The organism is Jatrophihabitans telluris, assembly GCF_023516435.1.
Taxonomy (GTDB): Bacteria; Actinomycetota; Actinomycetes; order Mycobacteriales; family Jatrophihabitantaceae; genus Jatrophihabitans_A; species Jatrophihabitans_A telluris.
Genome location: NZ_CP097332.1, coordinates 758,158 through 781,142, shown reverse-complemented (window position 1 = coordinate 781,142; position 22,985 = coordinate 758,158). Strand labels below are relative to the sequence as shown.

The window sequence follows — 22,985 nt, the reverse complement described above, 5'->3', positions numbered from 1 at the left end:
ACCTCGTTGTCGGCCGAGCCGGCAACGGCACCGACGACCGCCTCGCCGGTCGCGCCGGCGGTCGCGTCGTCAGTGGGCTCTTCAGTCACGGCATTCACTCCGACATTGTGTCACTCGTGGCGCCGTGAACCCGCATCCGTCAGAGGATTACGGCAGGATGGACCGGGGCGGGCAGCCGCGCACAGGCAACGGACCGGGAAGGTGGCCGTGGTGAGCGATAACGGGTGGGACGACTCGGGGGACGGCTTTTCCCCGCCGACCTACCACCGCCTGCATCCGGGACAAGCCGATCCGGACGAGCACGCCCGGCCCGCGGGTCGCTTCGGAACCGACCGGCCCGATCGGGAGCCCAGGCCGCCGTCGGTACGGCCCGAGCCGACCGGCGACGTCACGGTCACCCGCGCGGTGGTCGCTCGCAGCCGCTACCTGTCCAAGCTGCTGGCGCACAAGGTCATCTCGGCCAGCCAAGCCGACGGCGCCCGGGAGTCCGGGCTGACGGCGATGATCTGGAACCAGGTGATGTCCTACGGAGCGGACGCGATGATCACCGTCGCGCTGGCCGGCACCGTGTTCTTCTCCGCACCGAGCGAGGCCCAACGCGGCAATGTGCTGCTGTACCTGCTGATGACCATGGCCCCGTTCGCGGTGGTGGCACCGGTGATCGGCCCGGCACTGGACCGCGTCCAGCACGGTCGCCGCATCGTCATGGCGGCGACCGCCCTCGGCCGGGCCGTGCTGGCCGTCGTGATGGCGATGAACTTCACCGATCTGTACGTGCTCTTCCCAGCTGCCCTGGGATCGCTGGTGCTGTCGAAGGCCTACGCGGTTATCCGGGCCGCGGCCACCCCGCGGCTGGTACCCACGGATCTGACCCTGGTCGAGGCCAACGGCCGGCTCAGCATCTTCGGCCTGGCCGCCGCATTGGTGGGCGGTGGCCTGGTAGGGGTGGCCATCAAGACCACGGGGTCCTACCCGTTCGGTCTCTGGATCACCGCGGTCGCGTTCGCGGCCACGGCGTTCTACGCCTTTCGGCTTCCCCGGATCATCGACACCCTTCCGGCCGACGTGGCCGCCAAGCAGAACCGCACGATTCCCCCACTGCCCTCGCCGCCTCAGGTCATCGAGTCGCGCCCGGGCAAGCACACGTTCACGACCCGGCTGCTCGGGTGGGCCGGACGTGGTTTCACCCCGCCGGTCGTGCTGGCGCTACAGGGGGAGTCGACCCTGCGGTGGCTGTCGGGGTTCCTGACCCTGTTTCTCGCCTTTCACATCGAGGCGATCTCGCACGGCTGGCACGCGGTCGCCAGTCTGGGCGCGATGGGCGTAGCCACCGGCGCGGGTAACTTCATCGGCACCGGCATCGGCACCCGGCTCAAGCTCGGGCGGCCGGACCTCATCATCCTGGTGTGCAACGCCGTCGCCGCCGTCGCCTGTCTGGCGGCTGCCCTGCTGTTCTCGCTGCCGGTCGCGATCGGGGCGACGCTGGTGTCGGCGATCTCGAACGCTCTGGCCAAGTTGTCCCTCGACGCGCTCGTACAGCGTGACGTACCCGAGTCGCTGCGCTCGTCGGCCTTCGGCCGCTCGGAGACGTTCCTGCAGCTGTCCTGGGTGCTGGGGGCGACGGTGGCGATCCTGCTGCCCGCCAAGAACGGGCCGCTGGGCTTCGGCGTGGCCGCCGGGCTCACCATTGTCGTGGCGACCTTCATGGCCTTGCGCGAGCGGGCCGTCCGGGCCGACCGCCGGGTCCGGACGTCTCCCCAGACATCGCCCCGGTAACCTCGTTCGGGTGACAACCCGTCGGCCTCGTCGTGTCCTGTTCGCGGCAACGGTCACGACGGCCCTGGCCCTCGCCGGCTGCGCCAAGCACCAGCCCGCGGCCACGATCAACGTCTCCGACGGAAACAGTTCTGCCGTGATCAAGGCGCAGAACGTGTGCGTCGTCGCCGGGTCATGCGAGCTCGAACAGGCCAAGGTCGCCGATCTGACCGCGAAGGCGGGGACCACCATTCTGGTCGGGGTAACCAAGGACCTCGCCGATGCCGGCTGGGTCGCCGCGGCCTACACCCAGACCGGCAAGACGAACACCGCGATTCCTGGAGCCGGCACCACCGGCGTGTCCAACAACCTCGCGACCCGCCTGGCCGTACCGGCGTCCAAGGGCGGCTACTTCCTGCAGTTCACCTCCCTCAAGCCGAGCAATCGCCTGACCACATGGGTGGTTCGGGTCACGATCGGCTCGTGAGCATGACCAGGATCTTGATCGTGACCGCGGTCGCGGCCGAGCGGGACGCGGTGGTCGACGGGCGCCAGGCCGCCATCGGCATGATCGACGGGCTGGAGATCCATCGGGCGATCACGGGCGCGGGCATGATCGACGTGCTCGCCGCGGGCGTCGGCGCCCCCGCTGCCGCCGTCGCCACCGGTTGCGCCCTGCGCAACGATTACGACCTGGTGTTCTCGGCCGGTATCGCCGGTGGATTCCCTGCCGCACCGGTGGGTTCGACCGCTGTCGCCGAAGCGGTCGTGCACGCGGACCTGGGCGTCCGGACTCCGGCGGCATTCCAGTCGATGGCCGAGCTCGGTTGGGGACCGGTCCGCCATCGGCTCGACACCCTGCTCGTGGAGCAGTTGTCCGACCGCAGTGGCGCTCGCATCGGAGAGATCCTCACGGTGTCCACCGTTACTGGTTCGGCCGAACGCGCGGCCGAACTGCTGACGAGCCATCCGGCCGCGGTAGCCGAGGCGATGGAGGGCATCGGGGTGTACCTGGCCGCCGCACGCGCCGAACTGCCGTTCGCGGAATTACGCGCCATCTCCAATCCGGTCGGCCCCCGTGACCGCGACCGGTGGCGGATGGCCGACGCGCTCACTGCCTTGACCGCGGCCTTCGACGCCGTGCTGGCCGCTCCGCTCGTCCTGCAATCTCGAGGAGTTACCCAATCATGAGTGCCTTGTCGGTGGCGTTTTCCCCCTGTCCGAACGACACATTCGTCTTCCACGCCTGGACGCACGGCTTGATCCCCGGAGCCCCCGACACGGCCGTCACCTTCGCCGACGTCGACGTCACCAACCACGCCGCCGAGCGCGGTGAGTTCGACATCGTGAAGGTCTCCTACGCCGCTTTGCCCTGGTTGCTCAAGGACTATCGACTCCTGCCGTGCGGCGGTGCGCTCGGACGAGGCTGTGGGCCGTTGGTACTCATCAACAGCACGCGCACCGATCTCGACGGAGCGCGGGTCGCCGTGCCGGGTGATCGAACCACGGCCTACCTTTTGATGCGCCTGTGGTCAGCGGGCCAGAAACCGGCATCGGTCGAGGTGGTCCCGTTCGCCGAGATCATGCCCGGCGTGCGGGACGGACGTTTCGATGCCGGGTTGGTCATCCACGAAGCGCGGTTCACCTACCACAACTACGGACTGACCGCCTTGGCCGACCTCGGGGAGTGGTGGGAATCCAGCACGGGAAACGCCATTCCGCTAGGGGCGATCCTCGCCCGTCGCGACGCCGGTCGTGCCGAGCTTGATCCCGAATTGTTGATCAGTACCATCCGCGCCTCGGTAGACCACGCCTGGGCTCACCCGCAGGATTCGGCTGAGTTCGTCGCCAAGCATGCGGACGAGATGGATCCGTCCGTCCAGCAACAGCACATCGACCTGTACGTCAACAGCTTCACGCGCGACCTCGGCGAGCAGGGCTACGCCGCGGTCGAGGAGCTGCTCGGCCGCGCCGCCGACGCCGGTCTCGTTCCGCGGGTCGATTCGATCCGCGACTGATCATCGGTGCGCGGACCGGTGCCATCCGTGGCTTGTTCGCACTTCTCCGCAAGCGCGACCGCGGCTGCGCTATCTGCAGCTGTCGAGCTACGAGCAGCTCAAGGGTTGGGCCCATGGCTTTCCGCCGGCGCTACGGCGGATTCGTGGCGGGGAGAACTGCTACTGCTGACGGTGCTGGCGCTGGTGTCCTGCGGCGCAGTACGGCCCGTGCGCTCGGCCGCGACCGGTGTGAGGGCGATGGCCAGGATAGGGAAGGCCGCCGCTACCGCGAAGCCGACGGAGTAGCCGTGTGAGGCGATCACACCTGCCAGCAGGGGCGGTGTCAGAGTCGCGGCGATGTTCTGCGCCGTGTTCTGGGCGCCCAACGCCCGTCCTGCCCAGGCCGGCCCGGCGATCTCGGCGACGGCGGTGAAAGCCAGGCCGTTGTCGGCGACGGTGATCACCGCTCCCAGGACGAGGGCGGCGATCACCCAGCCTGCATCGAAGCGATCCCCAAGCGCGGCAGCGGCCATGATCAGCGTCGCCGCCACGGCAAGTTGACGCATCGGACGTAACCGGCTGTGGACCCGATCCGACCAGACGCCACTGCCGATCCTTCCGGCGGCGCCCAGCAGCTGCGCGCAGAACAGCAGGCGGCCGGCGGCCGTGGGATCCCAATGGCGGACCGAGACCAGGTAGATCATCGAGAAGCCGGAGACGGCGAACTGCGGGACGACCAGCATCGTCGACGCGGCGTGCAGGCGCCACAAGGTCGGCACCCGATACGGGTGGCGGTCAGGCGGCCGGCTGCCGCGCGCGCCCCGGGGCGGATCCTGGGCCAGCACCCCGACGAGCACCGCGAACAGCAGGCAGGTTGCCGCCGCCACCTCGAAGGCGGCGTGCAGCCCGCCGTGGTGAGCCACGGGCGGCAGGACGAGGGCGGCGTACGCCACGCCGAGCGGCTGACCGGTCTGCCGGATCCCCATCGCCAAGCCGCGTTCGTGCGGAGCGAACCAGCCGAGCACGAGACGGCCGCTGGCGGCGTTGACCGAGGCCGCCCCCGCTCCCGCGGCAGCCAGCACAGCGCACAATGCCGCCACGGAATCGAGCCGGCCTGCCCACACCAGCAGCGCGCCGGCAGCACCCATCCCGGCGACTATCACCCAACGTTCACCGAAGCGATCCGCCACCGCACCCCAGGCGATGAGAGTGAGCAGCAGGCCGAGTCCGGGAGCCGCGACCACCGCTCCGGCGCTCGAGAGCGACAGACCCAATTCGCTGCGCAGCTGCGGGACGAGCATCGGAAGCCCGTAGAGGAACGCGCAGGTCGCGGCCTGCGCAAGCAGTCCGACGGCAAGAGTCAGCCAGCGTCGCGGTGAGGCGACGGTGCTCGCAACGAGACCGCTCATGACGGGCACGGTACGCCGACGTCCCGTAATATAGGAAGATAGTCCCAACAGGTAGGACGGCAGTACCGGCTCGACGACCGACACCGGACCGCGGATGCAACAGGCCCCCGCATGATCGGGATGGATCATGCCGGGGCCTGTGGTCGTACGGACGGGTGAAGGCTAGGACTCCAGGTTGTCGGCGACCGCCCGCAACAGGGTGGCCACCTTCTTCCCTTCGGCGCGATCGGGGTAATGACCCCGGCGCAGGGAGTTGCCGACCTTGTCGAGCAGCTTGATCAGGTCCTCGACGATCGGCGTCATCTCCTCGGCCGGGCGCCGCGTGGCCTTCACGACCGAAGGCATCGGGTCGATGAGGCGCACCTGAAGTGCCTGGTTGCCCTTGCGACCCTGGACGATGCCGAACTCGACCCGCTGGCCGGGCTTGAGCTCAGCCACACCGGCGGGCAGCGCGTCCTTGTGGACGAACACTTCGGCACCAGCGTCATCGGCGAGGAAGCCGAAGCCCTTTTCCCCGTCGAACCATTTCACCTTGCCGGAAGGCATGGCTGAACACCCCTACTCGCATCATCCGCACCGGCGCTCCGGAACGGTCATCACAATGTTTCCAACACAACGCGGCCCGCTCGCACAGGGCGGGCGGGCTCGGTGGTGCCGCTCAGCCGACCAGGCGACGACCGACTCGCAGGCTGAACCACCTAGTTTACTCTGCGCGACCGAACGCTCGCATCTGAGTTCGGTTTCAGCGAACACCGGCCAACCAGGTACGGGCGTCCTGGTGGACGTCCCGCGGCAGCTCCGGCGCGCTCAGCAGCTTGGCCGCGAGGTCACGGTCGCCGGTCAGCGCCCGGAACGTCTCGGCGATGGTCAGCCCGTGGTCCGGCCGATGCACGACGTGAACGGTGTCGCCGGCAACGACGTCGCCAGCAGTCAGGACCCTCAGGTACGCGCCCGGGCGCCCCGCAGCCGTGAACCGCTTCATCAGTCGTTCGACGCCCCAATAGGCCTGAAACGTCCGGCACGGGATCCGTGGCACCGAAACCTCCAGCTCGGCCTTGCCGACGCGCCACCGTTCGCCGATCACGGCGCCGGTGACATCCACCCCGAGCGTCGTCAGATTCTCCCCCACCGACCCGGGGCCGACGGGGACGGAAATCTCCCCACCCAGTTCCGCGCGCCACCAGTCCAGGTCCTCGAGCGCGTAGGCGTAGACCGCCTGGTCGGGACCGCCGTGATGCTTGGTGTCGCAGATGGTGTCCCCGACGACGCCCAACGGCTCCAGACGTACCGGGCCGGGCGCCGGACGCTTGTCGATCCCCGTCTTGCGCGGCTTGCTGCCCCGCGCGCTGCGGCTGCGGGTGTACACGTCATCGCGCACGACCGCGAGGTTCACGCTCACGACGCAGGGCCCCTCGGGCTCATGGGATGGCACCGGGCACGGCGCCGGGGACGGCACCGGGTAAGGCAGCGGAGCGCTCATGGCCCCAGGTTATCGACATGGCACACTGGATAGTCGACATCGCTCCACGTGAAGATCTCGATCGAAGGCGGCAGCATGGCAGGAACGATTTCCCCGAGTGGCGAGCCGATCGACGGGCCGCAGCTCAACTGGGAAGAGACCTACCCCGAACACCCCGTCAACGAGCTGCTCGCCCAGAATCCGGGGGCACAGAGCCCGTTCGGCGACGACATCACCTTCCCGCTGCCGGTGGACAAGCTCTTCTACGACCACCCCACGGCCGCCAACCGTCCCCACCTCGCCGGCGACTGAGCCGCCGACCGAGCCGTCCAGTCACCACCGACCGATCTCGAAGCCCCGTCATTTCGCCCTCGCCCGACATTGAGCCCGCGACGCCGCAGACCCTGATCGACTGGCTGCGGCGATGTTCGGACGCCGAATTGCTGGCGCTGCTACGTCGCCGTCCCGACCTCGCCTTGCCCGCGCCGGTCGACCTTGCGACCCTGTCCAGCCGAGCGAGCGTCCGCTCGTCGGTCGCCCGCGCCCTCGACTCGCTCGACGCCTTCACCCTGCGAGTGCTCGAAGTCAGCACGGTGGTCGAGCCTCCCGTGACGGTCGCCGCGGTCGCTGCCTGGTTCCCGGCCGAGCACGCCCCCGCGGTCGCCCGCGCGCTGGACCGCCTACGCGAGTGGCTGCTCGTCTGGGGCTCGGCCGACCTGCACGCGGTCGGCAGTGTCCGGGAGGTGATCGGTCACTACCCGGCCGGGCTCGGCCGCAGCGCCCGTGATCTGTACGCCGCCGTCAACGACCTCGCGCTCATTCCGCTGGCGCGCAGGCTCGGCCTGGAGCCGGCCAGCCAGCCGACGTCCGGGCAGCAGATCACCGAGGCAGTGCTGGGCAACCTCGATGTCCTGCTGGAGGGATGCGACGGGCCGCAGCGTGACATCCTCAACCGGCTGGCCGACGGGCCACCGATCGGGGCGCTGCGCGGCGCGACCCTGCAGCGTTCCCCGGCGGAAGCACCGAGTCCGGCCCGCGCATTGCTCGAACGCGGGCTGCTCGTCCCGATCGACCGAGACACCGTCGAGCTCCCGCGTGAAGTGGGCCTTCGGATCCGGGCGGTCGCGGCGGGCGAGGTCGATCCCGAGCCCAGCCAGATCGCCACCTCCGACCGGGGCCCGTCAGTCATCGACTCCGGCGGCGCGACCGAGGTGCTGGAGATCGTCCGGCTCGTGGAACTGCTGCTGCAGACGATGAGCGACGAGCCTGCCGGGCAGCTGCGCGCCGGCGGAGTCGGAGTGCGGGACCTGCGTCGACTTGCCCGCTCGCTCGACATCCCCGAAAGCCAGCTTGCGCTCCTGCTCGAGGTCAGTTTCGAGGCCGGGCTGTTCGCCGCCACGCACGCCATCGAACCGAGCTATCTCCCCACCACCGAGTTCGACCAGTGGCGCAACCGCACGACGGCTCAGCGCTGGGTCGTGCTGGCCAGTGCCTGGTTGGCGATGACTCGAATGCCGAGCCTGGTCGGCGAGCGCGACGAGCGGGACAAGACGATTGCCGCGCTCTCGGCCGACGTCGAGCGACACAGCGCGGCCGGACTGCGTCTGCAGATCATGGGCATTCTCGCCCAGGTGCCCCCCGGGTTGGCGCCGTTGTCCGAACCCGAGGTCCTCGATCGGCTGGCCTGGCAGTCGCCGCGCCGCGCCAGCACCAACCGCGTCCTGGCCGCGGCCATGCTCGGTGAGGCCACCCTGCTGGGCATCACCGGATACGGCGCGCTGACCGGATACAGCCGCGCGCTCCTCGACGGTGCGGAGTCCGGCGCCGCCTTCGCCGAGGCCAACGCGACCGCCCTGCTGGCCGCGGCACTGCCGGACACCGTCGATGAATTCCTGTTGCAGCCCGACCTCACCGCGGTCGTGCCGGGACCGCCGACGGCCGACCTGCAGCGGGAACTGGGGCTCGTGGCCGACCTGGAGTCCACCGGTGGGGCATCGGTCTACCGGATCGGCCCGGCCAGCCTGCGGCGCGCGCTGGACGCCGGCCGCTCGGGCAGCGACGTCACGCGGTTCTTCACCGACAACTCCCGCACTCCGGTACCGCAGGCCCTGCAGTACCTGATCAACGACGTCGCCACCCAGCATGGTCGCCTGCGCGCGGGGACGGCCACCAGCTACCTGCGCTGTGACGACGAGGCAATGCTGGACCGCGTGCTGGCCCAGCCTGGTCTGGACGCCCTCGGCCTGCAGCGGATCGCACCCACCGTGATCATCTCGCCGGCCGGAATCTCACTGGTGCTCGAACGGTTGCGGGCGGCCGGCTTCGCTCCGGCGGCCGAATCCGCCGACGGCGCGATCGTCAATCTCAGCGCCGACGCTCCGCGAGTGCCGGCCCGGCCCACCTCGCGGCTGGCTCGGGTCCGCGCGACGTCCGTGCCGGAATCCCAACTGCTCGAGGTGGTCTCCCGGCTGCGCGCCAGCGAGAAGCTTGCCCACGCCATCACGCGCTCGACGAACCGGGTGTCCCAGGAAGTCCCCGGCGTCACCTCGGCCTCGATCCTGGAGTTGCTGCGCGCGGCCATTCGCAGCGAACAAACGATCGCGCTCGGCTACGTCGACGACGCCGGCCGGCCTTCGCAGCGCACCCTCATGCCGATCTCGCTGGGCGGGGGCGTAGTCCGCGGGCACGAACCGGACAACAGCCGGCTGCTGAGTTACCCGTTGCAACGCATCACCACGGTGAGCCTGCTGGAGGAACCCGAGGAACTGTCGGACTGACCGTGGGCCGTCGACGCGGTCGTGACAGTCTCGTCCTGAGCGGCGATCCGGCGGCCGGATGAGCGCCCCGCGGGCGGTCCGAGCGGCGAGGAAGCGGGCGGTCCAGTTCCTTGGCACAATGGATCATTCGGGGCCACGCAGTTCGGTCCGCCATTGCCAACAGGGAGCGCGTGTGACCGACGGACCGCTCATCGTCCAATCCGACAAGACCTTGCTCCTCGAGGTCGACCACGAACTCTCCGGCGAGGCCCGGGCCGCCATTGCCCCGTTCGCCGAACTCGAGCGCTCCCCCGAACATGTCCACACCTACCGCCTCACGCCGTTGGGGCTGTGGAACGCCCGCGCCGCCGGCCATGATGCCGAGCAGGTGGTCGACGCGCTGGTTCGGTACAGCCGCTATGCGGTGCCGCACGCGCTGCTCGTCGACGTCGCCGACACGATGGATCGTTACGGCCGCTTGCAGCTGATGAAGCACCCGACCCACGGCCTCGTCCTGATCTCCCTCGATCGTGCCGTGCTCGAGGAGATCCTGCGTCAGAAGAAGATCGCGCCGATGCTCGGCGAACGGCTGGACGACGACACAGTCGTGGTGCACGCCTCCGAGCGTGGCCGGCTCAAGCAGGCGCTGCTGAAGGTCGGCTGGCCGGCGGAGGACCTGGCCGGCTACGTCGACGGCGAAGCCCACCCGATCTCGCTGCACACCGACGGCTGGGCGCTGCGTCCCTACCAGCAACTCGCGGTCGATTCGTTCTGGGCCGGCGGTTCGGGGGTCGTGGTACTGCCGTGCGGAGCCGGAAAGACGCTGGTCGGGGCGGCCGCGATGGCGCAGGCCTCGGCAACCACGTTGATCCTCGTCACCAACACCGTCTCCGGCCGTCAGTGGAAGCGCGAGCTGATCGCGCGCACCTCGCTGACCGAAGAGGAGATCGGGGAGTATTCGGGTGAGAAGAAGGAGATCCGCCCGGTCACGATCGCCACGTACCAGGTCATGACCACGCGGCGCAAGGGCGAGTACCGCCACCTGGAGCTGTTCGACTCCCGCGACTGGGGCCTGGTCGTCTACGACGAGGTGCACCTGCTGCCGGCGCCGATCTTTCGGCTGACAGCCGACCTGCAGTCCCGCCGACGGCTGGGCCTGACGGCGACCCTCGTGCGCGAGGACGGCCGCGAGGCTGATGTTTTCTCCCTCATCGGCCCCAAGCGTTACGACGCGCCGTGGAAGGACATCGAGTCACAGGGGTGGATCGCCCCGGCCGACTGCTCCGAGGTCCGGGTCACGCTGACCGATGCGGAGCGAATGAGCTACGCCACGGCCGAGCCCGAGGACCGGTACAAGCTGGCCGCGACGGCGAGGACCAAGCTGCCGGTCATCGAGGCGATCGTGGCCAAGCACCCGGACGACCAGATCCTGGTCATCGGCGCCTACCTGGACCAGCTCGACGATGTGGCCGCCCACCTCGGTGACGTCCCGATCATCCAGGGCTCGACGCCGAACAAGGAGCGGGAACGGTTGTTCGACAGCTTCCGCACCGGGGAGACCCGGGTGCTGGTGGTCTCGAAGGTGGCCAACTTCTCGATCGACCTTCCGGAAGCCGCCGTCGCCATCCAGATCTCGGGAACGTTCGGTTCCCGCCAGGAGGAGGCGCAGCGACTGGGACGTGTGCTCAGGCCAAAACACGACGGACGGCAGGCTCACTTCTACACCGTGGTCAGTCGGGACACCCTGGACGCGGAGTACGCCGCCCACCGTCAGCGGTTCCTGGCCGAGCAGGGTTACGCGTACACCATCCTCGACGCCGACGATCTGCTGCGCCCGCTCTGATCCGTTGAGGTTGCCCTCGTTGCTGCGTCCGACCCGTTGAGGTTGCCCTCGTTGCGTGCGTCCGACCCGTTGAGGTTGCCCTCGTTGCTGCGTCTGACCCGTTGAGGTTGCCCTCGTTGCGTGCAACAAGGGCAACCTCAACGGAGGGGTCGGCGCGAGAGCAATTCTGTGGGAAACTTTGGGCGATGTTGTTGACTTTTGTTAGAGCATGATGAACGCTGAATCTGCCTCCGAAGCTTAACCGGGGGCAGTCGTCATCGAAGACGGGACAGGTTCCATGCTCGCTCGCCAGCGTCAGGCACGCATCCTCGACGAGGTGCGCCGCGCGGGCGGCGTCCGGGTGTCGGAGCTGACCGCGCTGCTCGGCGTCTCGGACATGACCATCCGCCGTGACCTGGATCAGTTGGCCACCGAAGGCAGCATCCAGAAGGTGCACGGGGGCGCCGTGCTCGGCCACAACGTGACCGAAGAACCCGGGTTCGAAGCCAAGAGCGCACTGGCACAGCCGGCCAAGCTGGCCATTGCGACCCGGGCCGCCCAGCTCATCTCCCCGGGAACCGCCGTCGCGGTGTCGGCCGGCACCACGACGTGGGGCCTGGGTCGGTTCGTGGCCGAGATCCCTGGTCTGACCGTGGTCACGAATTCCACCACCGTCGCCGACACCATCAGCACCGGCGAGACGAAACAGACGGTGATTCTGACCGGTGGCGTGCGCACCCCCAGCGCCGCTCTGGTCGGTCCGGTAGCGGACGCGACCATCCGTTCCCTGCACGTCGACCAGCTCTTCCTCGGTGTTCACGGCATGGACGCCCGTGCCGGATTCACGACCCCGAACCTGGCCGAAGCCGAGACGAACCGGGCGTTGATCTCCCGCGCCCGTGAGGTGATCGTGGTCGCCGACTCGTCCAAGTGGGGCACGGTCGGCCTCGCCGACTTCGGTGCCCTGTCGGTGGCCGACATCCTCATCACCGACGACGGCCTACCCAACGATGCAAGGGCAGCTGTGTCTGAACTCGTCGGAGAACTGATCATCGTTTCCTACGCCCGCGAAGAATCGGCCTGATGACCACCCGTCAGCACTTCACGCTCGCCGACGGCCGAGACATCTTCTACTTCGACCTCAAGCCCGGCCAGGACCGGTCGGCGCCCGATACCCGCGAACTGCCCGAGACGGCGACGTCTTCGCAGATTCGTTGGGATCCGCTGTTCAGCGAGTGGGCGGTCGTCGCGGGACACCGGCAGTCGCGTACCTACAAGCCGCCGGCCGAGCTCTGCCCGCTGGACCCCACCCGAGACGCCAACAACCCGACCGAGATCCCGGCCCCGGACTACGACGTGGTTGTCTTCGAGAACCGGTTCCCGTCACTGACCACCGACGCCGCGGCGTCCTTCCCGGACATTCACGAATTTCCCTTCCGGTCCGGGCCCGGCGCCGGACGCTGCGAGGTGGTCTGTTTCACCAGCGACCACGACACGTCCTTCGCCCAGCTCGATTCCGCCCATGCCCGCACGGTCTTCGACGCGCTGGCCGATCGCACGGCCGAGCTGTCCACGATCGAGTCCATCGCCTATGTGTTCTGTTTCGAGAACCGCGGCGAGGAGATCGGGGTGACGCTCTCGCATCCGCACGGCCAGATCTATGGCTACCCCTTTGTCCCCCCGCGGATGCGCAATGCCGCCGAAACCGCGGCCGCCTACGAGCGCGACCATGGCGCCTGCCTTCGGTGCGAACTGCTCCAGCGCGAGATCGACGTCGCCGAACGGATCGTGGTGCGCACCGAGCACTGGACCGCGCTGGTGCCCTTCGCGGCCCGTTGGCCCTATGAAGTAAGAATCATCGCCAACCGGCACGTCCCCGACCTGCCCGCGCTCAACGACGCGGAGCGCGACGATCTGGCCGAGATCTATCTCGACGTCTTGCGTCGCTTCGACGGCCTGTTCGACACGCCGGCGCCCTACATCGCCGGCTGGCACCAGGCGCCCATCCGCGAGTTCCGCGATTCCTGGCACCTGGGCGCGGAAATCTTCACCATCCGCCGGGCGCCGGGAAAGCTGAAGTACCTGGCCGGCTCGGAGTCCGGTGCCGCCGTGTGGATCAACGACGTCTCGCCGGAGATCGCAGCTGCCCGGCTTCGCGGCGAACCGGTCTGATTCGGTCCTGCTCCCGCCGGCCGACTACCCGCGCGGCTAACGGGCGCGGCTACAGGGACGACCGAGGATCGCTCCCGGGACGGCTACTGGGATTTGATCCATTCGACGCCGACCCGCTGCTCTATCTTCAGCGCCGCGGCAATGACCTTCACGATCTCGGGTTCGATTTTCTTGCCCAGGAACGGCACCGCGACCTTGACGTCCCCCTCGACGATCTCGACCGAGCCGGTTCCCTGGGGTTTGAGCACGGCGGTCCCGACCATCGACGCCGGCTGTCCCTGAATCGTCACCTTGACCGTCGCCGTCCGGCCTCCGTCGCTGGCCGGGGCACTCCACTCCTCGACCTGTCGAACGCTGATCGTCTCCCCGAGAAACTTCTTCACGAAGTCCGGCACCGCCGGCGGCATGACCCGATCGACCTGGATCCGGGTGACGTCCCCGACGGGAGCGATGGTGACCTCCCAGGACAGCGCACCAGATTCCTTGCACGCCTGCTCGCGCACGCTCTGCTCGGTGTGCGCGGAAAAGGCCTGCTCCACCGTCACGTCGGACGTCGTCGTCTCACTCAGCTTCATCCCGGAATCATGTCGCATCGACCGTCCCGGTGCGCGCCGGCCTCCCCCGCGTGTCGAACGTGGCACGTCCCGACATCGCCGTTCAGCCTCCAGGCGAGGGCTGGGCCACGCTGAGCGATAACGTCGCCGGTATGAATCCCGTCTCCGGAGAAGGTTCCAGCAAGCCGCGCTCGATGGCAGGCGAACCCAGTCCCGCCGATATCCCCCCGGACGACAAGGATTGGACGTGGACGCTGCACCGTCGCTGTCCCGACTGTGGCTACAGCGCCGCGGGTGTCACCGGAGCCACCGTCGGCGCCGTAGTTCTGAAGGCGGCGGAGCGCTGGCAATCGGTGCTGGCTCGTTCCGACGTCCGGGTCCGGCCTGCTCCCACCGTGTGGTCCGCGCTCGAATACGGGTGCCACACACGCGACGTGATGATCAGGATGACCGGACGGCTGGCGTTGATGCTCGACGAGGACGAGCCCACTTTTCCCAATTGGGACCAGGACGAAACCGCGGTCGCCGAGCGGTACTGGGAGCAGGACCCGGTGACGGTGGCCCGGCAACTTGCCGACACGGCCGAAACGACAGCGCGCGCCTTCTCCGGCGTGAGGGCCGACCAGAGGTCGCGCCGCGGGATGCGGTCCAACGGCTCGCAGTTCACGGTCGAAACGTTGAGCCAGTACTTTCTGCACGACATCGTCCATCACCTGCACGACGTCGACGGCTGAGCGGCGCATCGCCCACAGCTACCCGCGCCATCGGGCGCAGCCGAGTGACCGACGTCCCTGCCCCACCAACGCCAGTGATGCGTGGGCCAGGACTGCCCACCTTGGGCGGCAAGGCAAAGGGCGGTCCCGACCGAAGTCGAGACCGCCCTTTGTTGGTGCACGCTCAGCTAGACCTGAGCAGGCGGACTAGAAGTCCATGCCACCCATGTCCGGACCGCCCGCGGGAGCCGCGGCCTTCTCCGGCTTGTCGGCCACGACGGCCTCGGTGGTCAGGAACAGCGCCGCGATGGAAGCCGCATTCTGCAGGGCAGAACGGGTCACCTTCGCGGGCTCGACGACGCCGGCCTTGACCATGTCGACGTACTCGCCGGTCGCGGCGTTCAGGCCCCAACCAGGCTGCAGACCCGCCACCTTCTCGGCAACGACACCACCCTCGAGACCGGCGTTGATCGCGATCTGCTTGAGCGGGGCGGTCAGCGCGACGCGAACGATGTTGGCACCGGTCGCCTCGTCGCCGGACAGGTCCAGCTTGTCGAACGAAGTCAGCGCGGCGTTGGCCAGAGCCACGCCACCGCCCGGGAGCAGGCCTTCTTCGACGGCGGCCTTCGCGTTGCGAACGGCGTCCTCGATGCGGTGCTTGCGCTCCTTGAGCTCGACCTCGGTCGCGGCACCGACCTTGATGACCGCAACGCCGCCGGCCAGCTTGGCCAGGCGCTCCTGCAGCTTCTCACGGTCGTAGTCCGAGTCGGAGTTCTCGATCTCGGCCCGGATCTGGTTTACGCGGCCGTTGATCTGGTCCGCGTCACCGGCACCCTCGATGACGGTCGTCTCGTCCTTGGACAGGACAACCTTGCGGGCGCGGCCGAGCAGTTCCAGACCGGCGTTCTCCAGCTTGAGGCCGACGGTCTCGGAAATGACCTGGCCACCGGTGAGGATCGCGATGTCCTGCAGCATGGCCTTGCGGCGGTCGCCGAAGCCCGGAGCCTTGACGGCGACGGACTTGAACGTGCCACGGATCTTGTTGACGACCAGGGTGGACAGTGCTTCGCCCTCGACGTCCTCGGCGATGATCGCCAGCGGCTTACCCGCCTGCATGACCTTCTCCAGCAACGGGAGCAGGTCCTTGACGGAACCGATCTTGCCTTCGTGGATGAGGATGTAAGGGTCGTCGAGGACGGCCTCCATCCGGTCGGTGTCGGTGACGAAGTAGGCGGAGATGTAGCCCTTGTCGAAGCGCATGCCCTCGGTGAGCTCGAGCTCGAGCCCGAAGGTGTTGCTCTCCTCGACGGTGATGACACCTTCCTTGCCGACCTTGTCCATCGCCTCGGCGATGAGCTCACCAACGGTGCTGTCGGCGGCGGAGATGGACGCGGTGGCGGCGATCTCCTCCTTCGTCTCGACGTCCTTGGCGGCGTTGAGCAGGGTCTCGGACACCGCGGCGGTCGCGGCTTCGATTCCACGCTTCAGGGCCATCGGGTTGGCGCCGGCCGCGACGTTGCGCAGGCCTTCGCGAACCAGGGCCTGAGCGAGAACGGTCGCCGTGGTCGTGCCGTCACCGGCGACGTCGTCGGTCTTCTTGGCAACTTCCTTGACGAGCTCGGCCCCGATCTTCTCGTACGGGTCTTCGAGCTCGATCTCCTTGGCGATGGAAACACCGTCGTTGGTGATAGTGGGGGCGCCCCACTTCTTCTCCAGCACGACGTTGCGACCCTTCGGGCCGAGCGTTACCTTCACTGCGTCGGCAAGGATGTTCATGCCGCGCTCCAGGCCGCGACGGGCCTCTTCGTCGAACGCGATCAACTTGGCCATTCGATGTCGTCCTTTACTTGTTGGGACTGACTGACTTTCAGTTCCGGCCAGCATGCCCGCGACGGACGGCACCCGTCAGGTGGGCACCTCATGTTGGTCGGCTAGCACTCAGGGTACCCGAGTGCTAGCTCAGGTCTAGCACTCGACCCTGACGAGTGCAAGACGGAGCCGACGCCATACGCGACGGTTGCGCGGGGGGCCCGCAGCGCCCGCGGCCAGGCGTAAGCGCCTTCGGACCGGGGCGGGCGAGTGCTACTCCGCGGCAACGCCGGGGTTCGTGCGGCGGACGACGGGCACCAGCGGGCGGGCAGCAGCCGGCTCGGTGAGGAGCTCGGCCAGCTCCAGCTGCAGCGCCCGGAAGAAGTCGTGTTCGAAATGCGCCTGCACCGCCGCGCCGTCGGCGAACTCTTCCCAGAGGAAGACGACGTCCTCGTCGTTCGGGTCGGCCGCGGCGGCGAACAGCAGGGTCCCCGGCTCACCGTCCAGCGTGGCCGCGTAGTTGGTCAGAATCTGCAGCAGTTCCTGCCGGCGTCCCTGCTTGGCGGTCAGCTGGAGGATGGCACCGAAGGATCCTGTCGCCGCACTGGTGTTGTTGGGGTCGTCCACAATGTCTCCGGCGCTCGTAGCCGGGCGTGCCTTCGCGGGCCGCCCATTCTGTCAACGACAACGGCGGGTGGGCCGGGTGCTATTCCGTAGCCAAGCACAACGGCCGGACCCGAGGGGCCCGGCCGTTGCGGCTGACGTCGGTCACGAGTCAGCTGACGACGCGTACGCCATCTGCCTGCGGGCCCTTGGGCCCCTGGGCGACCTCGAACTCCACGCGCTGACCTTCATCGAGCGAGCGGTAGCCGTCGGACTGGATGGCGGAATAGTGGACGAATACGTCCTGGCCGCCGTCCACGGCGATAAAGCCGTAGCCCTTTTCGTTGTTGAACCACTTCACGGTGCCCTGTGCCACGTGCACTCCTTGCTAGTCCCCAGAGGGCCGTCCAGCGCTCACACTTCGTGAGGCCGGGGTCTTCGTCCTTCGGTCCCGATCAAACTGAAGTGCACGCCGGCCGCGGGGCAGGAGTGGCCATTCGTTCTGCGAAACGCTCGTACTACGACCAAGGCAGAAAGTACACGGCACAAGATCGGCTGGCTACGGTCCGAAAAGACTTCGTGATATGCCCGTGACTGTCAATTCACACGGGTCATTTCTGCCCTCAAGTCCCGAAAGCGGGCACCCTTATGACGCCTAAATCACGCCAGATCCTGGCGATCAGGACGATTTCGTACCAGCGGGTTTTGCCTTCGACTTCGTAGCGGTCGAGGACGGCTTCGCCGACGAGCTGGACGGCCTGCTCGACGCCGTCGGCACCGGGGCGTATCCGCTTGCGCAGGTGAGCGTGAAGCTGCCGGTCTGCGACGTGTGGTCGGTCAGCTTGACCCGCTTGCCCTTCGAGTCGATCTTGGTGAGGACGAAAGTGCCGGTGCCGGAGTATTTGTCCCCCGCTACCGAGACGTTGATCTTGCCCAGCGCCTTGCCGTTGTCGTCCCGCAAATTGGCGATCGCCTGGAAGATGGTCGTGGTGCCGTCTTTTCCGTGCGTTACCAGCACCGCCGAGATCGGAGTGCCCTTCACGGTCAGGGTGACGGCGTCTGCGCCCTCGTTGCCGGTCGCCTGCGTCGCCAACTGCGTCTGCGTGCAGGTGACGGCGAAGTTGGTCGAGGTCGAGCCGACCTTGAGAATCGCCGTACCCGCTCCCTTGCCGCTGACACCCGAACTACCGGACGTTCCCGCACCGGACGGCGGGGTCGAGGAGGACGACGATCCCTTCTTGCCGGAATCGCATGCGGCCAGCGAGGCGATCATGGCTACTCCGGCGGCGGTGTAGCTGAGAGCGCGGCGCATCGATAGGGAACCTTTCATCGGCGGGTCCGGGGAGCACACCCGAGGTGACCGGGCGGCAAAACGGCACCCAGTTTAGCCCGGCGCCGGAGCGAGCTCGGCCGAGCTCGGCCGCAGCCCGGCCGCAGCCCGGCTTGCCCGGCGCCGCCTAGAGCAACCCGGCGCCGCGCATCCCTTTCAGGGTGGGCGGAATCACCGCGGTAGGCCCGACCCGTCCGGAAACCGCGTCCAGCGTCTTGAGGCCGTCGCCGGTGTTGTAGATGACAGTTTCGCGGCTGGTGTCGAGCTGCCCGGACTCGGCGAGCTTCTTCAGCACGGCGGTCGTCACGCCGCCGGCCGTCTCGGCGAACACTCCGCAGGTTTCGGCCAACAACTGGATGCCGTCGCGGATCTCGTCGTCGTCGACGTGGGCCATAGCGCCGCCGGTGGAGCGCACCGCGTCCAGGGCATACGGGCCGTCGGCCGGGTTTCCGATGTTGAGCGACTTCGCGATGCCGGTCGGCTTGACCGGGATCACGGTGTCCGAGCCGGCGGCGAAGGCCGTGGCGATCGGCGAGCAGCCCGCGGACTGCGCCCCGTAGACCCGGTAGTCGGCCGGGTCCACCAGGCCGGTGGTGATGAGTTCCTTGAAGGCCTTGTGCACCTTCGTGAGCAGCGAACCCGAGGCCATCGGGGCCACGATCTGCTCGGGCAGCCGCCAGCCCAACTGCTCGGCGACCTCGAACCCCAGGGTCTTGGAACCCTCGGCGTAGTACGGGCGCACGTTGACGTTGACGAACGCCGTGGACTCGAACTCGTCGGTCTCGGACAGCTCACTGCACAGCCGGTTGACGTCGTCGTAGGAGCCCTCGACCGCTACCAGAGTGCCGGCGTAGACGGCGGTCTGGGTGACCTTGGCCGATTCGAGGTCCGACGGAATGAACACGATCGATTCCATGCCGATGCGGGCCGCGTGGGCCGCGACCGAGTTGGCCAGATTTCCGGTCGACGCGCAGGCGATCCGGGTGAATCCCAGCTCGCGCGCGGCGGTGATCGCGACCGAGACGACGCGGTCCTTGAACGAGTGGGTCGGGTTGGCCGAATCGTCCTTGACCCACACCGGAGCGGTGAAACCGAGCCGGTCGGCCAGCCGGTCGGCGCGGATGAGCGGCGTCATTCCGGTGCCGGAGTCAACGCGAGTGGCAGGATCGTGGCCGGCTGGAAGCAGTCCGGCGTAGCGCCAGAGCGAATACGGGCCCGCTTCGATCTGGGCGCGCGTGACCGCAGCCAACCGCTGCGGGTCATAGCCCACCTCGAGCGGGCCGAAGCATTCGAAGCACGCGTGTTGCGCCCCGAGCGGATAGGTGGCCCCACAGTTTCGGCAGACGAGCCCGGAGGCGGGGGATTGCGCGGATGCACCGGCGGCACGGTCGATTACAGCAGTCATGAAAGAGGCCTCTCTCCTCATCTTTCCCGTCTCGTCCGATAGACGAAACAGGCCGGAGTTGGCACCTACCTCGTGACGCCATGCTGCTGGCGGTGATCACGGTGGTTGCCGGGGCTTCAACGGGCCGGTCCCTCTGCCCCTCTGGATGAAGGAATATGTGGTCGACGCACTGCCTGCCGACGTTGTGGTTCGGGTCTAACTGTAGTCGCTGGTCAAAACGAGAACGAGCGCGCCCTGGGGTAGGCCGCTGAACTTCTGCTTGACCCGTTTGATCGCCGGGAACTGCGCCTGCAGCGCGATCGCCGCCTGCTGCGCGCCGGTGACGTTCGGGTCGTAGTACACGGCGGTCGAGAGGATGTCCCCCTGAAAGGCGCCGCCGTTGGTGGCGGTCCAGCCGGCCGACTTCAACCGCGACACCGCCGTGTCGGTCAACGCGGTCGTGCTGGTGTTGTCCAGGACGAGCACCGCTGGCCGGGTCGGCCCGGTCTTCGTGGGCGAGGTCGACGGTTTCGGGGTCACGGACCTGCTCACCGACGGGCTGACCGAGGCCGACGAACTCGACGACGGGCTGCGGGTGTTCTCACCGGTAGCCGAGTTCGTGGGGACCGTGCTTGCACGAACCGCCGACCGACCTTTCGGATGGCCGAGGGCGACAAAGGCGAGCACGGCCAGCGGAACGGCGACCAACAGCGCGAACACGCCTATGGCCAACTCGATCTTCCGCCGCCGGGGCGAGGGTGGAGCGGTATGCGACATGTAGTGGTTGTCAGACCTCGATGCCCAGACGGCGAGCCGAGCGCTGCCGTTGGCGGCTGGCTCGAAGGCGCCGGAGCCGCTTGACCAGCATAGGGTCAGCGGCCAGTGCCTCCGGTGAGTCGATCAGCGCGTTGAGGACCTGGTAGTAACGCGTGGCGGACATATCGAACAGCTCGCGGATGGCCTGCTCCTTGGCACCGGCGTACTTCCACCACTGCCGCTCGAAGGCCAGGATCTCTCGGTCGCGGCGCTCGAGCTGATCGGCCGGACCGACCGGATTCGCTGCGGAACCGACGTCCTGCGGGCCGTGAGCTGCCGTGCTGGCCGCGTTCGACGCGAGATCCATGTCGCCTCCGTTGACGCTGATGATGCCTCGCCCGTCGGCGAGGATCTGGTCTGTACCGTTCCTGAGCTGTGAATCACTGTGAATCACCGTGGTCACTGTGCCGTACGGCGAAATACCGAATGCCACCGGTGTAATTCGGCCCCATTCAATCACGGCTATAGAGCCCGCGGCTATTCGCGAGCGGGTGGGATCAGCGCGTCCCGGCAATCGGCGGCACGGCCCGCGGACAACGGTGAGCCCGACCGCGGCCGGTGCGGCTGTCCACAGCGGACGAGGTTGTCCACAGATTGTCCGATCGGCGGGTGCGCGTGCGGCCACCGAACGAGAGTCGTGCCATGTCGATCGATCCTGGCCTGCTGGAAATGTCGTGCCGCCCCCTGATCACTCATGCCCACGACGTCGAAATGAGGGCCGCGGCGCTACGCCGTCAGATCCATCAGGTGTTGGCTCATGCCCACGACACTCCGTGGCGCTCCCCGGCCGGGCAGGCCCTGATGAGTTCACTCGAGCACGGTTTGAGCGCCGCGCGGCGCGCAGCCGACGAGGCGGACGGGCTCGGCGCTGCGCTCCGACATCACCACGACACCGTGCTCGCCCGCGCCCAGACCTTGCGCCGAGAGGCCGAGGCCGCACTTCACCTGCTTGCACCCGTGGCGGGGATCTCGCTCGATCTCGCCCGGCACCTGGCATGAGCATCACCGTCTCCGGCGGCGCCTACTCCATCGATGCCGAGTTCGACCGCCTGCTGTGGTTCGCCGAGGCGATCGCCGGCCTCGGCCGGGCGTTGCTCGATCTGAGCAGAGCGGCCGCGACGTGTGGCCTCGACCCGATCCGGTCCGTGGCCGGTGCAGGCGTGGCCGTGCTCGATCCTGCCGGCACGCTCGCGATCGAGTCTCGAGCGGCTCTGCTGGCCGCCGTGTGCGGCGAGGCCGGTCTGCTCTGCGAGTCCTTGGCTGCGGCGGTTCGGGCCGGTGTCGAGGCCTATCGCGAGTGCGACACGCTGAGCGATCGAGCGGCGCCGATCCTTCGCGCGGTGCGCGACCTGCCCGGCGCGCTCCTGTCGACCCAACCGGACCTCTTGGACGTCATCCATCCGGACCGGGTTGCGCGGGGCGCGCGGGGCGTGCTTGATCGTGACCCGGAACTGCCGGCCCTACTGTTCGACGGCTTCGCGGTGCTCAAGATGGGCCCGGGCTCGCTCATCGTTCCCGGGCGCGAGCGCGCACCCATCGTGATCGGCGCCCGGACGTTGAGCGCCCTGTACGACGACGGGACACCGGTGGTCGAGCGCGACCCCGGGGCAAAGGTGTCAGACCGGGCACCGCGTTCGATGACCGACGTGTGGGACGGCATGGCCGAGCGCAACCTCGAGCAGAAATCGGGCGCGGTCGACGTGCGCATCGTCCGGCACCGCGACCTGCTTGGCGTCGAGCACACCTCCGCAATCGTCGACATCACCGGCACCCGGGACTGGAACGTGCTCAATCGGGCCAACAGCCACGTGGCGGACACGACGACGAACCTCGCCGCGCTCGGCAATCGAATGAGCAGCTACGAACGTGGGGTGGTGCAAGCCATCCGGGCCAGCGGTGTCGACGCGCACACGCCCGTCATGCTGGTCGGGCACAGCCAGGGCGGCATGGTCGCGGCTCGGTTGGCGGTCGACGCCCGAGTGCACGGTCTCAACGTCACCCATGTCGTCACCGCCGGATCGCCCATCGGCAACGTCGAGATGCCCCGCCACGTCCAGGTGCTCAGCATCGAGAACAAGGGGGATGTGGTGCCCCGACTGGACGCGTCGGACAATCCCGTTCGGTCGAACTGGATCACGGTCGGCATCGACCATGGTCGGCCGACCGCGATGGCGCGGCACAGCCTCAGCGAGGGCTACCTTCCGGGCATTCCGGAGATCGACCACAGCTCTGATCCGTCGATCCGCGAGTGGATCGGGTCCGCGGCGTCCTTCCTGGACGGCGACAGCGTTCGCACAGACGTCTACACGATCCGGCGACAGCCATGAACCGCTCACCGATGAACCTGAACCGCCCGCCGATGAATACGTGCAGTTTGCGGCCCGGGTATTGCCGCACGCGATTCGC

Annotated in this window: 24 protein-coding genes and 1 riboswitch; of the genes, 13 read left to right on the top strand and 11 right to left on the bottom strand. The window is 68.2% G+C overall.

What is annotated here, in order from left to right; genetic code table 11:
* The first annotated feature begins 210 nt into the window (after nt 1-210).
* Genes M6D93_RS03740 through M6D93_RS03725 form a run of 4 tightly spaced genes read left to right on the top strand, consistent with a single transcriptional unit; the run spans nt 211 to nt 3,773 of the window.
* Entirely contained in the window at nt 211-1,776 is a 1,566-nt protein-coding gene (locus M6D93_RS03740) for an MFS transporter (protein ID WP_249773017.1), read from the top strand.
* Nucleotides 1,777-1,786: 10 nt separating this feature from the next.
* Complete coding sequence (locus M6D93_RS03735) at nt 1,787-2,242, top strand: hypothetical protein (RefSeq protein ID WP_249773016.1); 456 nt, start codon at nt 1,787-1,789, stop codon at nt 2,240-2,242.
* Between the two features lie 2 nt (nt 2,243-2,244).
* Nucleotides 2,245-2,946 carry a futalosine hydrolase gene (locus M6D93_RS03730; RefSeq protein WP_249773015.1) on the top strand — a complete coding sequence of 234 codons (702 nt, stop codon included), beginning with the start codon at nt 2,245-2,247 and terminating at the stop codon, nt 2,944-2,946.
* Nucleotides 2,943-3,773, top strand: a complete 831-nt coding sequence (locus tag M6D93_RS03725) for a 1,4-dihydroxy-6-naphtoate synthase (RefSeq protein ID WP_249773014.1) — start codon at nt 2,943-2,945, stop codon at nt 3,771-3,773. Before M6D93_RS03730 ends, M6D93_RS03725 begins: the two co-directional genes overlap by 4 nt.
* 98 nt (nt 3,774-3,871) lie before the next feature.
* On the opposite strand, the gene M6D93_RS03720 is transcribed toward M6D93_RS03725, so the two are convergent.
* The 3 genes from M6D93_RS03720 to M6D93_RS03710 form a co-directional block, all read right to left on the bottom strand.
* Complete coding sequence (locus tag M6D93_RS03720; protein WP_249773013.1) at nt 3,872-5,161, bottom strand: MFS transporter; 1,290 nt, start codon at nt 5,159-5,161, stop codon at nt 3,872-3,874.
* Nucleotides 5,162-5,323: 162 nt separating this feature from the next.
* Nucleotides 5,324-5,707, bottom strand: a complete 384-nt coding sequence (locus M6D93_RS19490; RefSeq protein ID WP_347343520.1) for a cold-shock protein — start codon at nt 5,705-5,707, stop codon at nt 5,324-5,326.
* A gap of 196 nt (nt 5,708-5,903) precedes the next feature.
* Nucleotides 5,904-6,641, bottom strand: coding sequence for an MOSC domain-containing protein (locus tag M6D93_RS03710; RefSeq protein WP_249773012.1), 738 nt, complete (start codon nt 6,639-6,641; stop codon nt 5,904-5,906).
* Nucleotides 6,642-6,716: 75 nt separating this feature from the next.
* On the opposite strand from M6D93_RS03710, the gene M6D93_RS03705 reads away from it, so the two are divergent.
* The 5 genes from M6D93_RS03705 to galT all read left to right on the top strand — a co-directional run bounded on the left by M6D93_RS03705 (nt 6,717) and on the right by galT (nt 13,370).
* The gene (locus tag M6D93_RS03705; RefSeq protein WP_249773011.1) at nt 6,717-6,932 is read left to right on the top strand and encodes a hypothetical protein; all 216 of its coding nucleotides are present in this window, start codon (nt 6,717-6,719) and stop codon (nt 6,930-6,932) included.
* Between the two features lie 128 nt (nt 6,933-7,060).
* Nucleotides 7,061-9,397 carry a helicase-associated domain-containing protein gene (locus M6D93_RS03700; RefSeq protein WP_249773010.1) on the top strand — a complete coding sequence of 779 codons (2,337 nt, stop codon included), beginning with the start codon at nt 7,061-7,063 and terminating at the stop codon, nt 9,395-9,397.
* Between the two features lie 172 nt (nt 9,398-9,569).
* Nucleotides 9,570-11,219, top strand: a complete 1,650-nt coding sequence (locus M6D93_RS03695) for a DNA repair helicase XPB (RefSeq protein WP_249773009.1) — start codon at nt 9,570-9,572, stop codon at nt 11,217-11,219.
* Between the two features lie 277 nt (nt 11,220-11,496).
* Nucleotides 11,497-12,282 carry a DeoR/GlpR family DNA-binding transcription regulator gene (locus M6D93_RS03690; protein ID WP_249773008.1) on the top strand — a complete coding sequence of 262 codons (786 nt, stop codon included), beginning with the start codon at nt 11,497-11,499 and terminating at the stop codon, nt 12,280-12,282.
* On the top strand, nt 12,282-13,370 hold the full coding sequence (gene galT / locus M6D93_RS03685) for a galactose-1-phosphate uridylyltransferase (protein ID WP_249773007.1): 1,089 nt from the start codon (nt 12,282-12,284) through the stop codon (nt 13,368-13,370). The genes M6D93_RS03690 and galT overlap by 1 nt, the downstream gene beginning before the upstream one ends.
* A gap of 83 nt (nt 13,371-13,453) precedes the next feature.
* Here galT and M6D93_RS03680 read toward each other — a convergent pair whose 3' ends face one another.
* Nucleotides 13,454-13,945, bottom strand: a complete 492-nt coding sequence (locus tag M6D93_RS03680; protein ID WP_249773006.1) for a DUF2505 domain-containing protein — start codon at nt 13,943-13,945, stop codon at nt 13,454-13,456.
* A 131-nt stretch (nt 13,946-14,076) separates the two neighbouring features.
* On the opposite strand from M6D93_RS03680, the gene M6D93_RS03675 reads away from it, so the two are divergent.
* The gene (locus M6D93_RS03675) at nt 14,077-14,658 is read left to right on the top strand and encodes a DinB family protein (RefSeq protein ID WP_249773005.1); all 582 of its coding nucleotides are present in this window, start codon (nt 14,077-14,079) and stop codon (nt 14,656-14,658) included.
* Between the two features lie 186 nt (nt 14,659-14,844).
* Here M6D93_RS03675 and groL read toward each other — a convergent pair whose 3' ends face one another.
* From groL to M6D93_RS03645, 6 genes are all read right to left on the bottom strand, one after another.
* The gene (gene groL, locus M6D93_RS03670) at nt 14,845-16,467 is read right to left on the bottom strand and encodes a chaperonin GroEL (RefSeq protein WP_249773004.1); all 1,623 of its coding nucleotides are present in this window, start codon (nt 16,465-16,467) and stop codon (nt 14,845-14,847) included.
* A 252-nt stretch (nt 16,468-16,719) separates the two neighbouring features.
* On the bottom strand, nt 16,720-17,073 hold the full coding sequence (locus M6D93_RS03665) for a putative quinol monooxygenase (RefSeq protein ID WP_249773003.1): 354 nt from the start codon (nt 17,071-17,073) through the stop codon (nt 16,720-16,722).
* A gap of 148 nt (nt 17,074-17,221) precedes the next feature.
* Nucleotides 17,222-17,425, bottom strand: coding sequence for a cold-shock protein (locus tag M6D93_RS03660; RefSeq protein WP_249773002.1), 204 nt, complete (start codon nt 17,423-17,425; stop codon nt 17,222-17,224).
* 303 nt (nt 17,426-17,728) lie between these two features.
* A complete protein-coding gene (locus M6D93_RS03655) occupies nt 17,729-18,361 on the bottom strand; it encodes a hypothetical protein (protein ID WP_249773001.1) in 633 nt (210 codons plus the stop codon).
* Between the two features lie 145 nt (nt 18,362-18,506).
* Nucleotides 18,507-19,784, bottom strand: coding sequence for a threonine synthase (thrC, locus tag M6D93_RS03650; protein WP_249773000.1), 1,278 nt, complete (start codon nt 19,782-19,784; stop codon nt 18,507-18,509).
* A gap of 14 nt (nt 19,785-19,798) precedes the next feature.
* Nucleotides 19,799-19,936, bottom strand: a riboswitch (SAM riboswitch).
* A gap of 43 nt (nt 19,937-19,979) precedes the next feature.
* Nucleotides 19,980-20,192, bottom strand: coding sequence for a hypothetical protein (locus M6D93_RS03645; RefSeq protein ID WP_249772999.1), 213 nt, complete (start codon nt 20,190-20,192; stop codon nt 19,980-19,982).
* On the opposite strand from M6D93_RS03645, the gene M6D93_RS03640 reads away from it, so the two are divergent.
* The gene (locus M6D93_RS03640; protein WP_249772998.1) at nt 20,167-20,544 is read left to right on the top strand and encodes a hypothetical protein; all 378 of its coding nucleotides are present in this window, start codon (nt 20,167-20,169) and stop codon (nt 20,542-20,544) included. The two genes, M6D93_RS03645 and M6D93_RS03640, sit on opposite strands and share 26 nt — an antisense overlap.
* A 6-nt stretch (nt 20,545-20,550) precedes the next feature.
* Here M6D93_RS03640 and napA read toward each other — a convergent pair whose 3' ends face one another.
* On the bottom strand, nt 20,551-20,886 hold the full coding sequence (gene napA / locus M6D93_RS03635; RefSeq protein ID WP_249772997.1) for a nucleoid-associated protein NapA: 336 nt from the start codon (nt 20,884-20,886) through the stop codon (nt 20,551-20,553).
* Nucleotides 20,887-21,221: 335 nt separating this feature from the next.
* Between napA and M6D93_RS03630 the strand changes: the two genes are divergently transcribed.
* Entirely contained in the window at nt 21,222-21,578 is a 357-nt protein-coding gene (locus tag M6D93_RS03630; protein ID WP_249772996.1) for a hypothetical protein, read from the top strand.
* A complete protein-coding gene (locus M6D93_RS03625; protein WP_249772995.1) occupies nt 21,575-22,906 on the top strand; it encodes a PGAP1-like alpha/beta domain-containing protein in 1,332 nt (443 codons plus the stop codon). The genes M6D93_RS03630 and M6D93_RS03625 overlap by 4 nt, the downstream gene beginning before the upstream one ends.
* Nucleotides 22,907-22,985: the final 79 nt, after the last annotated feature.

What these genes read in the sequence shown, in the direction of transcription:
- M6D93_RS03730 (WP_249773015.1), top strand. Translation starts at nt 2,245, where the DNA reads ATGACCAGGATCTTGATCGTGACCGCGGTCGCGGCCGAGCGGGACGCG.
- M6D93_RS03725 (WP_249773014.1), top strand. Translation starts at nt 2,943, where the DNA reads ATGAGTGCCTTGTCGGTGGCGTTTTCCCCCTGTCCGAACGACACATTC.
- M6D93_RS03720 (WP_249773013.1), bottom strand. Translation starts at nt 5,161, where the DNA reads ATGAGCGGTCTCGTTGCGAGCACCGTCGCCTCACCGCGACGCTGGCTG.
- M6D93_RS19490 (WP_347343520.1), bottom strand. Translation starts at nt 5,707, where the DNA reads ATGCCTTCCGGCAAGGTGAAATGGTTCGACGGGGAAAAGGGCTTCGGC.
- M6D93_RS03710 (WP_249773012.1), bottom strand. Translation starts at nt 6,641, where the DNA reads ATGAGCGCTCCGCTGCCTTACCCGGTGCCGTCCCCGGCGCCGTGCCCG.
- M6D93_RS03705 (WP_249773011.1), top strand. Translation starts at nt 6,717, where the DNA reads ATGGCAGGAACGATTTCCCCGAGTGGCGAGCCGATCGACGGGCCGCAG.
- M6D93_RS03690 (WP_249773008.1), top strand. Translation starts at nt 11,497, where the DNA reads ATGCTCGCTCGCCAGCGTCAGGCACGCATCCTCGACGAGGTGCGCCGC.
- galT (WP_249773007.1), top strand. Translation starts at nt 12,282, where the DNA reads ATGACCACCCGTCAGCACTTCACGCTCGCCGACGGCCGAGACATCTTC.
- M6D93_RS03680 (WP_249773006.1), bottom strand. Translation starts at nt 13,945, where the DNA reads ATGAAGCTGAGTGAGACGACGACGTCCGACGTGACGGTGGAGCAGGCC.
- M6D93_RS03675 (WP_249773005.1), top strand. Translation starts at nt 14,077, where the DNA reads ATGAATCCCGTCTCCGGAGAAGGTTCCAGCAAGCCGCGCTCGATGGCA.
- groL (WP_249773004.1), bottom strand. Translation starts at nt 16,467, where the DNA reads ATGGCCAAGTTGATCGCGTTCGACGAAGAGGCCCGTCGCGGCCTGGAG.
- M6D93_RS03655 (WP_249773001.1), bottom strand. Translation starts at nt 18,361, where the DNA reads ATGCGCCGCGCTCTCAGCTACACCGCCGCCGGAGTAGCCATGATCGCC.
- thrC (WP_249773000.1), bottom strand. Translation starts at nt 19,784, where the DNA reads ATGACTGCTGTAATCGACCGTGCCGCCGGTGCATCCGCGCAATCCCCC.
- napA (WP_249772997.1), bottom strand. Translation starts at nt 20,886, where the DNA reads ATGGATCTCGCGTCGAACGCGGCCAGCACGGCAGCTCACGGCCCGCAG.
- M6D93_RS03630 (WP_249772996.1), top strand. Translation starts at nt 21,222, where the DNA reads ATGTCGATCGATCCTGGCCTGCTGGAAATGTCGTGCCGCCCCCTGATC.
- M6D93_RS03625 (WP_249772995.1), top strand. Translation starts at nt 21,575, where the DNA reads ATGAGCATCACCGTCTCCGGCGGCGCCTACTCCATCGATGCCGAGTTC.